This window comes from Pseudomonas sp. NyZ480 (assembly GCF_029537255.1).
In the GTDB taxonomy this organism is placed as follows: domain Bacteria; phylum Pseudomonadota; class Gammaproteobacteria; order Pseudomonadales; family Pseudomonadaceae; genus Aquipseudomonas; species Aquipseudomonas taiwanensis.
Genome location: NZ_CP120626.1, coordinates 1,449,428 through 1,464,330, shown reverse-complemented (window position 1 = coordinate 1,464,330; position 14,903 = coordinate 1,449,428). Strand labels below are relative to the sequence as shown.

The window sequence follows — 14,903 nt, the reverse complement described above, 5'->3', positions numbered from 1 at the left end:
GGTGGCTGACATAGCTCCCTCCCCTGGGCAATTCACAGACGAAGGTCACTGGCCTCAGCAGGCAGCAGGTACTTCAAGTCGTAGAGCACATGCTCAGGCTTCCCCACCGCACGAATGCTGGCTGCGCCCATTTCCTTGAACTGTTGGTGGGCAACGGCAAGGATCACTGCATCGTAGGTGCCAGCTACCAGTTCCTGAACCGGAGTAACCCCGTACTCATGCTGTGCCTCCTCAACACTGACCCATGGATCATGAACATCTACCTGGATGTTGTAATCCTGCAATTCTTTGATGATATCCACCACTTTAGTGTTGCGCAGGTCAGGGCAGTTTTCCTTGAAGGTGAGCCCCATGATCAGTACACGGGCTCCATCTACGTGAATGCGCTTCTTGACCATGGTCTTGACCAGCTGAGACACCACATAAGCACCCATGCCATCGTTCAGGCGGCGACCCGCAAGGATAATCTCAGGGTGATAGCCGATGCTCTGCGCTTTATGTGTAAGGTAGTACGGGTCTACGCCAATGCAGTGGCCACCCACCAAGCCTGGACGGAAAGGCAGGAAGTTCCACTTGGTCCCGGCCGCTTGCAGCACTGCCTCGGTATCAATGCCCATCTTGTTGAAAATCACTGCCAATTCGTTGATCAAGGCAATGTTAAGGTCGCGTTGGGTGTTTTCAATCACCTTGGCCGCTTCCGCCACCTTGATACTGCTGGCCTTGTGGGTGCCCGCGATGATGATTTCACGGTAGAGCGAGTCAACCAGCTCCGCGACTTCTGGCGTCGACCCCGAAGTGACTTTCTTGATAGTGGTGACACGATGCTCCTTGTCACCCGGGTTAATTCGCTCTGGACTGTAGCCAGCATAGAACTCGTGGTTGAAAAGCAAGCCAGACACTTTCTCCAGCACCGGAACGCAATCGTCTTCTGTAGCGCCTGGGTAAACCGTAGATTCGTAGATCACGATATCGCCGCGCTTAAGCACCTTTCCGATGGTTTCGGAAGCCTTGACCAGGGGCGTAAGATCGGGTTGCTTGTAATCATCGATTGGAGTAGGGACTGTCACGATGAAGACATTGCATTCCCGCAAATCCTCAATGGAGGCACTGTACTGGAGATATTCAGCCTCCAACAGCTCTGTACCACTGACCTCCAGAGTCGAATCGTGGCCGTTGCGCAATGCATCAATTCGCGTCTGATTGATGTCAAAACCAACGACAGAACGTTTCTTCCCAAACTCTACTGCCAACGGTAAGCCGACGTAACCGAGGCCAATTACTGCGAGTTTGACGTCTTTCAATGAGAACATGTGTCATCCAACCTAGTGACTAATTGAGCAATGTAGTAGAAAACCCCCTCACCCGGACCCTATTTCCGCCGAATATGATGGAAAAACGGCGTTCTGCTATGTTCAAGGTGTTAGGGGCTTACAGGTATCTGATAGGGGCTGCCATGGAACCATAGAGAACCAGTTACTAAGACCTCTCCTCTCTATGACGAGCCTCCCCTCACGTGATGTGAGCCTAATGTGCAGCAGCATCTGTGATAACCATCAATTTGCCATCATATTAGGCTGCACAACTGAAGATCATGGACCGTCCATTAAAAGTCACTGAGCCGTGCTTGGCAACGGTGCAATCACCTCAGACCCAATCACATTCTTCACCAAAATGGTCTCACGGAGCTCGTCCCGCCGGCGACTCTTCAAAGCATGGCGTAACAGCACGTAAACCATTCCAATCACCCCACCGAAAATTACGCCAAGGGAAATAAAAACCGATTTCCGTGGGAAGACGGGGCTAAGCGGCTCCGTCGCCTGCTGATCGACACTGACCAGACGCAAGCCGCTCAAATCCGTATTCACCGCGTTCAAACGCGAACGTTCCGCACGCAGGACCTCCACACCCTTGATGAACAGCTCATCATTTTTACGCTGTTCAAGGGATTGCATCGTACGGTTCTGCTCCAGCATCATCAGCTCCTTACGAATCTGAGCGACTCGCGGCTCGACAAAATCGTCAGTTTTTCTCTCCCGTAGAGCCTGCTTTTCTGCCTCCAAAGCATCAGTGCCGAGAAAATACATCGGTACCTGCTGGTTGTTTATCTCCGTACGGATCACACTCCCGCCTCCTTCAGCTTCGCTATGGGCCATCGAAGATGGCGTGGAAGGGCGTTTCAATCCAAGACTACGGGCAATGGCGATGGCCTCGTCAAGTTGGGCGATGCGGTCTGCTCGGCGCAGTTTGAGTTGCACGCGCAAGGCTCGAAGCTCGTCATTGAGCTGACCACGCTTTACCTCATCATCTTCTTGCAAGGCTGCGATTTGGCTCTTCTTAGCGATATCGTACTCCGCGCGAGCAGACGCCAATTCGTCGTCAATTTCCTTGATTCGGTTTTTCACAATCACGTTAAGATCTTCAGCCACCGACTCACGTTCTTTTTGAATCGCGTATTGAACAAGTCCATTGAGGACATGATGCCCATCAATACCTTTCGGATAACGAAGATCAAGCCCAATAAAGGTGGTCAACAAGTCGGCTTTTTTGGAGTCAGGTTGGATAACCCTCAATGCACTGCGATTGAAATGCTCAAACCCTTGCTCTTCTGAACGACCTGGCGTAACAAATGCCTCCCGCAGCTCAGGATTTGTACGGAAGTACCCCAAACGTGTGTCGTACGAGTCCAGAGACGCTCCAATCCGATTGAGTGCCTGGTTTGGCGTGAGGGTGTAAACCTTTGACCGATTCAATCCATCCAGATCATTCAACGCTGCTGGGCGCAACACTGTACTCACCTGATACTCGGGCGTGAGCATGAAGGCGTATCCGCCGGCCAGTAACCCGGCTAGGCACGCCGATGCTCCAATCTGGACTTTTTTATTCCAGAGTGTCTGGAATAAGCCTAAGAGATCAATCTCATCACGATGTTGAACGGGGGAAATCTTGGGAATGCTTGTCACGGTGAAGCCTGTTCGATTTAATGAAAACAGATTCCGAAGACAAGGCCAGCACTAGCGCCGTAGGCGTTCCGCCACCTTCTGCTCAAGTAGAACTTCCCTGTCCCCGAGGACGAAGGTGGCATTGTGACACCGATTTCATGCCACGACCACCCGCCCCAGGACCGTCATCCGCCCTAGACGTTCCGCATTCGCGACATCCAGAAATGGCGAACAAGGGCCATAAATACACCCAGTCCTAGGCCCAAAACAGCGCCCAACACTACGATGATGAATTTTTTTGGCTTCACAGGCCGGTCAGGCGACTCGATAGCGCCATCCTGACGGTAGACCTGAATGACCGCGGGATCCACCTGAAGCGAACGGTAGAATGCCATTGCTTCCTGCCGTTGCCGCAGCTTGGCTATAAAGGGGTCATCAGAGGTTCGGCTACGCAGATTCTCGATTTCAGCCTCGAGAGCCTTGGAGCCGCGCATGTAGGTGATCGAGCCATCCATGCCAGCAGACAGTTCACTCGACAGGTTATTAGAGATAATTGGCGGCTTCTCCAAACCAATCGAGTGAGCAACTCGAAGCGCCTCCGTCAATTGAGCGATCCGATCCTCACGCTGCTTTCTAGCACTTTCCCGCTCAGCTCTTATCTGCTGCTCAAGGTTGTCAGCCTTCACTAATGCGTCAGCTCGCGCATCCTGGATGATTTCTTTCTTGGCGCGGTCACCTGCCATCTCCACATAGTGCACTACCCATTGAGCAGCTTGTCCCGGGTTGGGCTGACTGGAGGTTACAAAAAATCGATCTGGCGTGTCTTTGCTAACGACACCCAGACTCAGAAGGTCCCTAAATTGGTTATAAAGAGCATCCTGCGACCCTTTGCGCTTTTCTTCTGAAAGACTTGGAAGATAAACCTTTCGAAAAAACTCTCGGCGCAACGATTCTGATTGAAGGTTTCTCAGATAGACGCCATAGACATCCTTGACGGAAATTACACTCAGACCACTATTTCCCCCGCGCCCATAATTGAGCTGAGCAATATCATTCTGAGTCGGAGGCTGTACTATCACTTTTGCCTCGAAGATAGGCGTAGCCAGAAGGGCATAAGCCACGGCGAGCGCAGTCACAATTGCGCCGGTTAAAACAACCAATACTTTCTGCTTCCACAGCCCCCCTATAAGCTCAAACAGATCGATCTCTTCGTCATCCACCAAGCGCTCACGTTCACTGCGCATTTATTCTATTTTTCCTTGGGTCCGTCTGATTGCATTCATCTCTCTAGCCCGCAAACCGCCTCTGCGACCTCTCAGAGCAAGCGTAGCGGCATTTTGCCAACATGCTCACCACGCTCTTCACCTTAAACATCAATCAGTAATAGAGGGACCTCACCCGCAGAAGTTCCTCAGCAGCCGACGGACACCACGCTACCCGCCCAATGGTCATCGCGCAATTGTGACGCACACCTCTTTTTCCAGCTTTGCGAACTGCTCCCGCAAAACCCCGGCAAGCACCTGCTTGGCCTGCTGCTCTCCATGCACCAATGCCACCCGCCGCGCTGAGCACCCCGATGCGAACGCCACCAGACCCGCCTGATCGGCATGCCCCGAATAGCCACTCAACGTAATGACTTTGGCGCGGATGTCGTACATATCTCCATCCAGATCAATCTGGACAAACCCCTCTGCCCCTTCACTGGCCTGAATCACCGCCCCCGGCGTACCTTTGGCCTGGTACCCGACGAACATCACTTCATGCCGCGGATCACCGAGCATGGCCTTGAGGTAGTTGACGATCCGCCCGCCAGAGCACATGCCGTTGCCGGCAATGACTATCGCAGGGCGGCCGGTGCTCTTGAGGTAGTTGACCACCTGCTGGTGCCGGGCATGGGTATCGACACTGATCAACTGGTTGAACCCCAATGGATCACGCCCCTCGCCCAAGCGCGCGCGGGCGTCGGCATTCCAGTACTCATGCAACTGCCGATAGGCTTTGGTGATGCGCTGCGCCAAGGGCGAGTCGAGGATGATCGGCAGCTGCGACCAGTCGAGCGGGTCGTGCCCCTCACGCTTGTGCGGGCCAGACAGCAATGCCTTGCGGTGCAGAATATCTTCGATTTCGTACAGCAGCTCTTGCGTACGACCAAGGCTGAATGCCGGGATCAGAATCGTGCCGTTGTCCGCCAGGGCGCGGTCGATGGCAGCCTCCAGCTGCTGCAGTCGATCACTGCGCCCGGGATGCAGGCGGTCGCCATAGGTGCTTTCCAGTATCAGCATGTCCGCACGCTCGGGCGGCTCGACTGGGCGTAGCAGCGGGTTACATGGCGCACCCAGGTCACCGGAGAAGACCACACGGGTGTTGATCCCTTGCCTTTCGATGTCGCATTCGACATAAGCAGACCCCAGCAGATGCCCAGCGCGCTGCAGGCGAATGCGGCAACTGAGGTCCGGTTGATCGACGATTACGTGCCACTGCCCGAAGGGCACCGGGACGATCAGGCGTTCAAGAAACTCCAGGTAACGCGCCACATGGGCAGGCTGGCTGCTGATGCTCAACTTGTAGGCGTCTTCCAGCACCAGTGGCAGCAACTTGGCCGAAGGCTCGCTGCACAGGATGGGGCCGCGAAAACCTGCGGCGAGCAATGCAGGAATGCGACCTACGTGATCGAGATGAACGTGGGTGATGACCAGGGCCTGAATACCCTGGATGTCGAAGGCGAGTGCCGCCGCCTCAGCACTAGGTGATGCATCGGCGCCCTGCTCCAGGCCGCAATCGACCAAAAGGCTGGTCGTCGCGTCGAGATGCAGCTGATGACAGGAACCGGTTACGCCTCGGGTACCACCGTGGTGAGAAAGAACGGGGAATTCCATGCTGCTTCACACTCGCCTGAATCAAAAATGAAGTGGCGTATTACTTCATGTCGTGAGGCGCGTTGACAGAGGGTGGCGACGGATTTGGGGTCGGAAAAATCCTCAATTACCGTTCAAGGCGGCTTGCCGGGCCGATGCGCGAATCTTGCGCTTGCTGCGCATCACGCCGTAAGCGCCGAGCAACGGGCCGACCGCCAGGCCGACCACCAAGGCTGCCAGCACCAGCACCGCAACCGGCATCGCGGGTGCCGACCACCCGAACAGCACGAGGGAGACGGTCTGCTGGTTCTCCAGCACGAAGAACAGCACCACAGCCGCCAACAGCAGCACGAACAACGCCGCCACGGCGCGCTTGAGGTTACGCATCAGACTGCTCCTTGATCATTCAGGTGTGTGCGTGGTCTTCTTCATTGACCCGATCACGCAGCTCCTTGCCCGGCTTGAAGTGCGGAACGAACTTGCCTTCGAGCTCCACCGACTGGCCGGTCTTGGGATTGCGACCTACCCGGGGGGCGCGATAGTGCAAGGAAAAACTGCCAAAACCACGGATCTCGATGCGATCACCGGTGGCCAGGCATTGGGACATCTGTTCAAGCATGGTCTTGATTGCCAGCTCGACGTCCTTGGACGAGAGCAGCCCCTGATGGGTGACAATACGTTCGATCAGCTCCGACTTCGTCATATTTTTCCCTTCGTTATCAAGCAGCTAGATCATTGCTTAATCAGTTTGTAGCACGCTCGGAGGGATTTGAACAGGGTGGTTCTTGACTTAATAAAAAAATTCAAGATTGGGCGTGGGAGGGAATGTGCTTTGGGGTGGCGCAGAGGCGTATGGCGAAAGGGGTGTAGTGGTTTTGAGATCGAGCGCCGCCCGCGCGGCGCATCGCGAGCAAGGCTCGCTCCTACGTTTGTTACGGGCCAGTTATGCCAGTGAGAAATGCGCGCGACCGCCCTCGCCCTGGTGCTCGACGCGATATCCAGCCGTACGAACAAGGCGGTCGCGCGCGTGTGCCACAGGCATTATTGGCCAAAAACAAACGTAGGAGCGAGCCTTGCTCGCGATGCGCCGCGCGGGCGGCGCTCGATTTACGCCCCACCACAAAACTCAAACATTGCGACCACGGCACTCACGCCCCCCCTGCACCCAGTACCAGTATTTAACATACTGAGAATCTTTAACCATTCCGGGGTTAAATGCGCTTGGCTACGCTCAACGGGCACAAAATCGTTCAAGGAAGAAACCAGTGCCCAAACCTCATGGCTGCATGCTTCGCCGAGCAAGACACTCTGAGCCAGGCAGGCTCTATATGCTGACCACCGTCACGCATCAACGTCACCCGCTGTTCTTCAACTTCCGTTTTGCGCGCCTGGTCATTCACAACCTTCGCCATGTCGAACATAAGCAATATTGTCGATCGCTAGCCTGGGTCGTGATGCCTGACCATGTGCATTGGTTGCTTGAATTAAGGGATGTGACGCTTAGCGCACTGATGCAACGCTTCAAATCCCGAACCAGTCACGCATTGCGCAAGGCAGGGTTAAAGGCCACGCCGGTCTGGCAGGCGGGATATCACGACCGAGCCCTGCGTCGTGATGACGATGTCTTGAAGATAGCCAGGTATATCGTCGCCAATCCGATCAGGGCCGGATTGGTTGCCAAGGTCGGCGATTATCCACATTGGGATGCGGTGTGGTTATGAGTGCATGGCTGCCGGGATGCAGCGCCTGGTAGATCGAGCGCCGCCCGCGCGGCGCATCGCGAGCAAGGCTCGCTCCTACGTTTGTTTCGGGCCAGTTATGCCTGTGGGATTTGCGCGCGAACGCCTTGGCGCATCGCACGATATCGCGTCGTGCAAACAAGGCGGTCGCGCGCGCCTGTCACAGGCGTTATTGGCCGTAAACAAACGTAGGAGCGAGCCTTGCTCGCGATGCGCCGCGCGGGCGGCGCTCGATTTACACCCCACCACAAAACTCAAGCGAAAAAAAAGGGTGACCCGAAGGCCACCCCTTTTTTACCGATCAAACAGAACTTAGTTCTGCTTGGCCATAGCTTCGCGCAGCAGCGCAGCCATGGTGGTGTCGGCAGCAGCTTCCGGAGCGGTGTTTTTCAGGCTCTGGATAGCTTCGCGCTCTTCAGCATCGTCCTTCGACTTGATGGACAGGCTGATAACGCGGGACTTGCGGTCAACGCTGATGATCTTGGCTTCGATCTCTTCGCCTTCCTTCAGGACGTTACGCGCGTCTTCAACGCGGTCACGGCTGATTTCGGAAGCCTTCAGAGTAGCTTCGATGTCGTCGGCCAGGGTGACGATGGCGCCTTTGGCGTCAACTTCTTTCACGATGCCCTTGACGATAGCGCCCTTGTCGTTGACAGCAACGAAGTTGGAGAACGGATCGTCTTCCAGCTGCTTGATGCCCAGGGAGATGCGCTCGCGCTCTGGGTCGACCGACAGGATGACGGTTTCCAGCTCGTCGCCCTTCTTGAAACGACGCACGGCTTCTTCGCCGGTTTCGTTCCAGGAGATGTCGGACAGGTGAACCAGACCGTCGATGCCGCCTTCCAGACCGATGAAGATACCGAAGTCAGTGATCGACTTGATGGTACCGGTGATCTTGTCACCCTTGTTGAACTGGCCGGAGAAATCTTCCCATGGGTTCGATTTGCACTGCTTGATGCCCAGGGAGATACGACGACGCTCTTCGTCGATGTCCAGAACCATGACTTCCACTTCGTCGCCAACCTGAACGACTTTCGACGGGTGGATGTTCTTGTTGGTCCAGTCCATTTCGGAAACGTGTACCAGACCTTCAACGCCTTCTTCCAGCTCAGCGAAGCAGCCGTAGTCGGTCAGGTTGGTAACGCGAGCAGTTACGCGAGTACCTTCTGGGTAACGAGCGGTGATAGCTACCCACGGATCTTCGCCCATTTGCTTCAGACCCAGCGAAACGCGGTTGCGCTCACGGTCGAACTTCAGGACGCGAACGTCGACTTCGTCACCAACGTTGACGATTTCCGACGGGTGCTTGATACGCTTCCAAGCCATGTCGGTGATGTGCAGCAGGCCGTCGATACCGCCCAGGTCCACGAAGGCGCCGTAGTCGGTGAGGTTCTTGACGATACCCTTGACCTGTTGGCCTTCCTGCAGGGTTTCCAGCAGGGCTTCGCGCTCGGCGCTGTTCTCGGCTTCCAGGACGCTGCGACGCGAAACAACGACGTTGTTGCGCTTCTGGTCCAGCTTGATGACCTTGAATTCCAGCTCTTTGCCTTCCAGGTGGGTGGTGTCGCGCACAGGGCGGACATCAACCAGGGAGCCCGGCAGGAACGCACGGATGCCGTTAACGTCGACAGTGAAGCCGCCCTTAACCTTACCGTTGATAACGCCCTTGACCACTTCTTCGGCGGCGAAAGCTGCTTCCAGAACAATCCAGCACTCGGCGCGCTTGGCTTTTTCACGGGACAGTTTGGTTTCGCCAAAGCCGTCTTCGACCGCGTCCAGCGCAACGTGAACTTCGTCACCGACCTTGATGGTCAGCTCGCCAGCTTCGTTGTAGAACTGCTCGAGCGGGATGACGCCCTCGGACTTCAGACCAGCGTGTACGGTAACCCAGTCGCCGTCGATGTCGACAACGATACCGGAGATGATGGCACCCGGCTGAAGATTGAGGGTTTTCAGGCTTTCTTCAAAGAGTTCTGCAAAGCTTTCGCTCATTTTAATTCCTGTAGATTCGGGCGAAACATACGCCCAGAGCCACATTCCAGACAATGTGGGTTTCGTTTAAGTAAAGGAAAGCGGGCAGGACGTTGACTGGTGCCCCTGCCTGCCTTCCTGGCGATCAGAGAAGGTCGCGCTGGGCGATCTCGCTCCTGATACGTTGCAACACCTGCTCGATGGACAACTCGGTAGAGTCCAGCTGTATGGCATCGGCCGCTGGCTTCAGCGGGGCCACTGCGCGCTGGGTGTCACGCTCATCACGCGCACGTATCTCATCTAGCAGACTCGACAGACTAACATCTTCATTCTTGGCCTTCAACTGCAGGTAGCGGCGGCGCGCGCGCTCCTCCGCGCTGGCAGTGAGGAAGACCTTGAGCGGCGCGTCTGGAAACACCACCGTGCCCATGTCGCGACCGTCGGCGATCAACCCCGGTGCTTCACGGAACGCCCGCTGGCGCTGCAACAGCGCCTCGCGCACCGCTGGCAGCGAAGCGACCATGGAGGCGCCGGCGCCGACCGTCTCGGTGCGGATGACGTGACTGACGTCCTCACCTTCGAGAATGATCTGTTGTAGCTTACCGGGCTCGGCAGCGATGAACTGCACATCCAGATGGGCGGCCAAGGCCTTGAGCAGCTCTTCGTTGGTGAGGTCGACACCATGGTTGGTGGCATTGAATGCCAGCAAGCGGTACAGCGCGCCGGAGTCCAGCAGCCTCCAACCCAGCTCACGGGCCAGCAAGCCAGCCACCGTGCCCTTGCCCGAGCCGCTTGGCCCGTCGATGGTGATGACCGGTGCCAGCGAACTCACGACTTACCCTCTTCGGCAACGCGAATACCGACTTCGGCGCACAGCGCCAGGAAGTTGGGGAACGAGGTGGCAACGTTGGCACAGTCGTGGATGCGGATCGGCGCGCTGGCTCGCAGCGAGGCGACGCTGAATGCCATGGCGATGCGGTGGTCGCCGTGACCGTGGACTTCGCCGCCGCCGAGCTGGCCGCCATCGATGATGATGCCGTCCGGGGTCGGTTCGCACTGGATGCCCAGGGTGATCAGGCCATCGGCCATCACCTGGATGCGGTCGGACTCCTTCACCCGCAGCTCTTCGGCGCCACGCAGCACGGTACGGCCTTCGGCACAGGCCGCGGCGACGAACAGCACGGGGAACTCGTCGATGGCCAGCGGCACCAGTTCTTCGGGAATGTCGATGCCCTTGAGCTTGGCACCGCGCACGCGCAGGTCGGCCACCGGCTCACCGCCGACTTCACGCTGGTTTTCCAGGGTGATGTCGCCGCCCATCAGCCGCAGGATGTCGATGACGCCCGTGCGGGTCGGGTTGATGCCGACGTGTTCGAGCACCAGCTCGGAGCCTTCGGCGATCGAGGCGGCCACCAGGAAGAAGGCTGCGGAGGAAATGTCTGCCGGCACTTCGATGCGCGTCGCGGTGAGCTTGCCACCGGACTGCAAGGACGCGACCGGGCCATTGCTTTCCACTGAGTAGCCGAAGCCGCGCAGCATGCGTTCGGTATGGTCACGGGTCGGCGCAGGCTCGGTGACGGTGGTCTTGCCTTCGGCGTACAGGCCCGCCAGCAGCAGGCAGGATTTAACCTGGGCACTGGCCATCGGCAGGGTGTAGGTCAGGGCCTTGAGCTTGTGGCCACCACGGATGGTCAGCGGCGGACGCCCTTCAGGACCGGTCTCGACCACCGCACCCATTTCGCGCAGCGGATTGGCCACGCGGTTCATCGGGCGCTTGGACAGCGAGGCATCGCCGGTCATGGTGGTGTCGAATGGCTGCGCCGCCAGCAGGCCGGACAGCAGGCGCATCGACGTGCCGGAGTTGCCGACATACAGCGGGCCAGGTGGCGGCTTGAGGCCGTGCAGGCCGACACCATGAATGGTCACACGACCATGGTTCGGGCCTTCGATGACCACACCCATGTCACGGAAGGCCTGCAGGGTCGCCAGCGCGTCCTCGCCTTCGAGGAAGCCTTCGACCTCGGTCGTGCCCTCGGCCAGCGAACCGAGCATGATCGAACGGTGGGAAATCGACTTGTCGCCCGGAACGCGGATCCGTCCGGACAGGCGGCCACCAGGTTGGGCCAGGAAAATCAGATCGTTGGCGTTCATAGCGTCCACATAGGCCCGGCGGGCCAGGATTTTACTGAAATGCTCGCGGGCAACGCGTGCGCGGGTGAACACACCCAGCAGCTGGTGCCCGTCCCCAGCATCGACCGCGTCGCGCAAGGCGTCGAGGTCGCTGCGAAAAGTATCCAGGGTGCGCAGGACGGCTTCGCGGTTGGCGAGGAAGATGTCGTGCCACATGGTCGGGTCGCTTCCGGCGATTCTCGTGAAATCGCGGAAACCACCCGCAGCGTACCGGAAGATCTCAAGGTTTTCATTGCGCTTGGCCAGGGAATCGACCAGACCGAAGGCCAGCAGGTGCGGCAAATGACTGGTGGCAGCCAGGACTTCGTCGTGGCGCTCGACCTGCATGTGCTCGACATCGGCGTCCAGCGCACGCCACAGGCGATCGACCAGCGCCAGGGCGGCAGGGTCGGTTTCCGGCAATGGCGTGAGGATGACTTTGTGCCGGCGGAACAAGGCCGCGTTGGAGGCCTCTACCCCGCTTTGCTCGGAACCGGCGATCGGATGGCCCGGCACGAAGTTCGCCAGGCGCTCACCGAAGACGGCACGGGCAGCCCGTACGACATTGCCTTTGGCGCTGCCGACATCAGTGATGACCGCTTTGCCCAGGTCGAGCTGAGCCAGGCGGGCGAGGAGTTTTTCCATGGCCAGGATCGGCACGGCCAGTTGGATGACATCGGCGCCGACACAGGCGGCGGCGAGGTCTTCTTCGCAACGGTCGACCACGCCCAGGGCCACGGCCTGCTTGCGCGACGGGGCATCCAGGTCGACGCCGACCACTTCGCGGCACAGGCCGCTCTCACGCAGGCCCTTGGCGAAGGAGCCGCCGATCAGGCCGAGGCCGACCACGACCAGGCGGTTGATGATTGGCGCGGGTTTGGTTGTTACTGCTTTTACCACTGGTGCGAACCCTGTTCAGAAATCAGGACAGTCTGTGAGACCGCAGGGGCTGCTTTGCAGCCCCGGCAATCTTCGATCAAAGCACCGCCTTCGGATACGACCCCAGGACCTTGAGCGCAACGGCCTCCTGGCTGATTTTCTCCAGCACCGCCTTGATCAGCGGGTCGCGGTGGTGGCCAACGAAGTCGATGAAGAACACGTAGGTCCACTTGCCGCTGCGCGAGGGACGGGTCTCGATGCGGGTCAGGTCGATGCCGTTCTCGTGGAATGGCACCAGCAGCTCGTGCAGCGCACCCGGCTTGTTGCTCATCGAGACGATGATCGAGGTCTTGTCGTCGCCGGTCGGCGGCACTTCCTGGTTGCCGATCATCAAGAAGCGCGTGGAGTTGTCCGGACGGTCTTCGATCTTCTCGGCCAGGCGGGTCAAACCGTACAGGTTCGCCGCCATGTCGCCGGCGATGGCCGCGGAATTCCACTCACCCTTGACTCGCTTGGCGGCCTCGGCGTTGCTGGACACCGCCACGCGCTCGACATTCGGGTAATGCGCATCGAGCCACTTGCGGCACTGGGCCAGCGATTGGGCATGGGAGTAGATGCGGGTGATGCTGTCGGTCTTGGTGTTCTCGCCCACCAGCAAGTGGTGGTGGATACGCAGCTCGACCTCACCGCAGATCACCATGTCGTGCTCGAGGAAGCTGTCCAGGGTGTGGCTGACTGCACCTTCGGTGGAGTTCTCCACCGGCACCACGCCGAAGTTGACGGCACCGGCCGCCACCTCGCGGAAGACTTCGTCGATGGCCGCCATTGGGCGACTGACCACGGCATGACCGAAGTGCTTCATCGCCGCAGCCTGGGTGAAGGTACCCTCAGGGCCCAGGTAGGCGACCTTCAGAGGCTCTTCCAGGGCCAGGCAGGACGACATGATTTCGCGGAACAGGCGCGCCATCTCTTCGTTGTCCAGTGGGCCCTTGTTGCGCTCCATCACGCGCTTGAGCACGGCGGCCTCACGCTCGGGGCGATAGAACACTGGCTTTTCGCCTTCGGCAAGCGAGGCGGTCTTGACCTTGGCCACTTCCTGGGCGCACCGGGCACGCTCGCTGATCAGCTCGAGGATCTTCTCGTCGAGGCTGTCGATGCGTACCCGCAGCGCCTTGAGCTCTTGATCGGACATCAGCCGTGCTCCTTCTCGAATTCGGCCATGTAGGTCACCAGCGCTTCTACCGCCTCCAGGCCCAGGGCGTTGTAGATCGAGGCGCGCATGCCGCCCACCGAACGGTGGCCCTTGAGGTTGAGCAGGCCACGGGCGTCTGCACCGGCCAGGAAGGCTTTGTCCAGGCGCTCGTCGGCCAGGCGGAACGGCACGTTCATCCACGAACGGGCGTTGTGGCTGATCGGGTTGGTGTAGAACTCGCTCGCGTCGATGAAGCCGTACAGGCGGTCTTTCTTCGCGCGGTTGCGCTGCTCCATGGCCTCGACGCCGCCCTGCTCCTTGAGCCACTCGAAGACCAGGCCCGAGAGGTACCAGGAGTAGGTGGCCGGGGTGTTGTACATCGAGCCGTTGTCGGCCGCGATCTTGTAGTCGAGCATGGTCGGGCAAATGCTACGGGCATGGCCCAGCAGGTCTTCACGGACGATGACCACGACCAGGCCGCTCGGGCCGATGTTTTTCTGCGCGCCGGCGTAGATCAGGCCGTACTGCGAGACGTCGATCGGGCGGGAAAGGATGTCGGACGACATGTCGACCACCAGCGGGACGTCGCCCGTCTCGGGCACCCAGTCAAACTGCAGGCCGCCGATGGTCTCGTTGGACGCGTAGTGGACGTAGGCCGCGTTCTTGGTCAGCTTCCACTCGTTCTGACCAGGAATGGCCAGGTAATCGTAGGGCTTGGCGCTGGCAGCCACGTTGACGTTACCGAAGCGACGGGCTTCCTCGATGGCCTTTTTCGACCAGATGCCGGTTTCGATGTAGTCGGCGGTACCGCTTTCCGGCAGCAGGTTCAGCGGGATCTCGGCGAACTGCTGGCTCGCACCGCCCTGCAGGAACAGCACCTTGTAGTTGGAGGGGACGGACAGCAGATCACGCAGGTCCTGCTCGGCCTTTTCGGCGATGGCCACGTAGTCGTCGCTGCGATGGCTCATCTCCATCACCGACAGGCCCTTGCCATTCCAGTCCAGCATTTCAGCCTGGGCGCGCTGCAGGACCGCGTCCGGAAGCGCGGCAGGGCCTGCGCAGAAGTTAAAGGCTCGTTTGCTCACATCCACTCTCGCTCTGCCAAATAGAACAAAATCGTAATTCGATGCCGACCAGTCGACATTGTGACGCCTGTATC

At 58.6% G+C, this 14,903-nt stretch carries 12 protein-coding genes; 1 reads left to right on the top strand and 11 read right to left on the bottom strand.

The window, feature by feature from the left end:
- Positions 1-32 precede the first annotated feature (32 nt).
- The 6 genes from tviB to ihfB all read right to left on the bottom strand — a co-directional run bounded on the left by tviB (position 33) and on the right by ihfB (position 6,497).
- On the bottom strand, positions 33-1,310 hold the full coding sequence (tviB, locus tag P3R38_RS06585) for a Vi polysaccharide biosynthesis UDP-N-acetylglucosamine C-6 dehydrogenase TviB (RefSeq protein WP_202675947.1): 1,278 nt from the start codon (positions 1,308-1,310) through the stop codon (positions 33-35).
- Between the two features lie 300 nt (positions 1,311-1,610).
- Positions 1,611-2,960, bottom strand: a complete 1,350-nt coding sequence (locus P3R38_RS06580) for a Wzz/FepE/Etk N-terminal domain-containing protein (RefSeq protein ID WP_202675946.1) — start codon at positions 2,958-2,960, stop codon at positions 1,611-1,613.
- A 173-nt stretch (positions 2,961-3,133) separates the two neighbouring features.
- Positions 3,134-4,183 (bottom strand): Wzz/FepE/Etk N-terminal domain-containing protein, encoded by a 1,050-nt coding sequence (locus tag P3R38_RS06575; protein WP_023379276.1) that lies wholly within the window; start codon positions 4,181-4,183, stop codon positions 3,134-3,136.
- A 204-nt stretch (positions 4,184-4,387) separates the two neighbouring features.
- Entirely contained in the window at positions 4,388-5,815 is a 1,428-nt protein-coding gene (locus P3R38_RS06570; RefSeq protein WP_277686927.1) for an MBL fold metallo-hydrolase, read from the bottom strand.
- Between the two features lie 102 nt (positions 5,816-5,917).
- Complete coding sequence (locus P3R38_RS06565; RefSeq protein ID WP_023379274.1) at positions 5,918-6,181, bottom strand: lipopolysaccharide assembly protein LapA domain-containing protein; 264 nt, start codon at positions 6,179-6,181, stop codon at positions 5,918-5,920.
- 19 nt (positions 6,182-6,200) lie between these two features.
- Entirely contained in the window at positions 6,201-6,497 is a 297-nt protein-coding gene (gene ihfB / locus P3R38_RS06560) for an integration host factor subunit beta (protein ID WP_023379273.1), read from the bottom strand.
- A 583-nt stretch (positions 6,498-7,080) separates the two neighbouring features.
- Between ihfB and P3R38_RS06555 the strand changes: the two genes are divergently transcribed.
- Positions 7,081-7,515 carry a transposase gene (locus P3R38_RS06555; protein ID WP_277687197.1) on the top strand — a complete coding sequence of 145 codons (435 nt, stop codon included), beginning with the start codon at positions 7,081-7,083 and terminating at the stop codon, positions 7,513-7,515.
- Between the two features lie 330 nt (positions 7,516-7,845).
- Here the strand turns inward: P3R38_RS06555 and rpsA are convergent, their stop codons facing one another.
- The 5 genes from rpsA to serC all read right to left on the bottom strand — a co-directional run bounded on the left by rpsA (position 7,846) and on the right by serC (position 14,829).
- Positions 7,846-9,525: a 30S ribosomal protein S1 gene (rpsA, locus tag P3R38_RS06550; RefSeq protein ID WP_023379271.1), complete on the bottom strand. Its 1,680-nt coding sequence runs from the start codon at positions 9,523-9,525 to the stop codon at positions 7,846-7,848.
- A gap of 124 nt (positions 9,526-9,649) precedes the next feature.
- The gene (gene cmk / locus P3R38_RS06545) at positions 9,650-10,336 is read right to left on the bottom strand and encodes a (d)CMP kinase (protein WP_023379270.1); all 687 of its coding nucleotides are present in this window, start codon (positions 10,334-10,336) and stop codon (positions 9,650-9,652) included.
- Complete coding sequence (locus P3R38_RS06540; RefSeq protein ID WP_027906874.1) at positions 10,333-12,573, bottom strand: bifunctional prephenate dehydrogenase/3-phosphoshikimate 1-carboxyvinyltransferase; 2,241 nt, start codon at positions 12,571-12,573, stop codon at positions 10,333-10,335. Before P3R38_RS06540 ends, cmk begins: the two co-directional genes overlap by 4 nt.
- A 76-nt stretch (positions 12,574-12,649) precedes the next feature.
- Positions 12,650-13,744 (bottom strand): prephenate dehydratase, encoded by a 1,095-nt coding sequence (gene pheA, locus P3R38_RS06535; protein ID WP_023379266.1) that lies wholly within the window; start codon positions 13,742-13,744, stop codon positions 12,650-12,652.
- Complete coding sequence (gene serC / locus P3R38_RS06530) at positions 13,744-14,829, bottom strand: 3-phosphoserine/phosphohydroxythreonine transaminase (RefSeq protein WP_023379264.1); 1,086 nt, start codon at positions 14,827-14,829, stop codon at positions 13,744-13,746. The genes pheA and serC overlap by 1 nt, the downstream gene beginning before the upstream one ends.
- Positions 14,830-14,903 lie beyond the last annotated feature (74 nt).

Excerpts from the sequence above, each read along its gene's own strand:
- tviB (WP_202675947.1), bottom strand. The coding sequence starts at position 1,310 with ATGTTCTCATTGAAAGACGTCAAACTCGCAGTAATTGGCCTCGGTTAC.
- P3R38_RS06555 (WP_277687197.1), top strand. The coding sequence starts at position 7,081 with ATGCTTCGCCGAGCAAGACACTCTGAGCCAGGCAGGCTCTATATGCTG.
- ihfB (WP_023379273.1), bottom strand. The coding sequence starts at position 6,497 with ATGACGAAGTCGGAGCTGATCGAACGTATTGTCACCCATCAGGGGCTG.
- P3R38_RS06575 (WP_023379276.1), bottom strand. The coding sequence starts at position 4,183 with ATGCGCAGTGAACGTGAGCGCTTGGTGGATGACGAAGAGATCGATCTG.
- pheA (WP_023379266.1), bottom strand. The coding sequence starts at position 13,744 with ATGTCCGATCAAGAGCTCAAGGCGCTGCGGGTACGCATCGACAGCCTC.
- rpsA (WP_023379271.1), bottom strand. The coding sequence starts at position 9,525 with ATGAGCGAAAGCTTTGCAGAACTCTTTGAAGAAAGCCTGAAAACCCTC.
- P3R38_RS06570 (WP_277686927.1), bottom strand. The coding sequence starts at position 5,815 with ATGGAATTCCCCGTTCTTTCTCACCACGGTGGTACCCGAGGCGTAACC.
- P3R38_RS06565 (WP_023379274.1), bottom strand. The coding sequence starts at position 6,181 with ATGCGTAACCTCAAGCGCGCCGTGGCGGCGTTGTTCGTGCTGCTGTTG.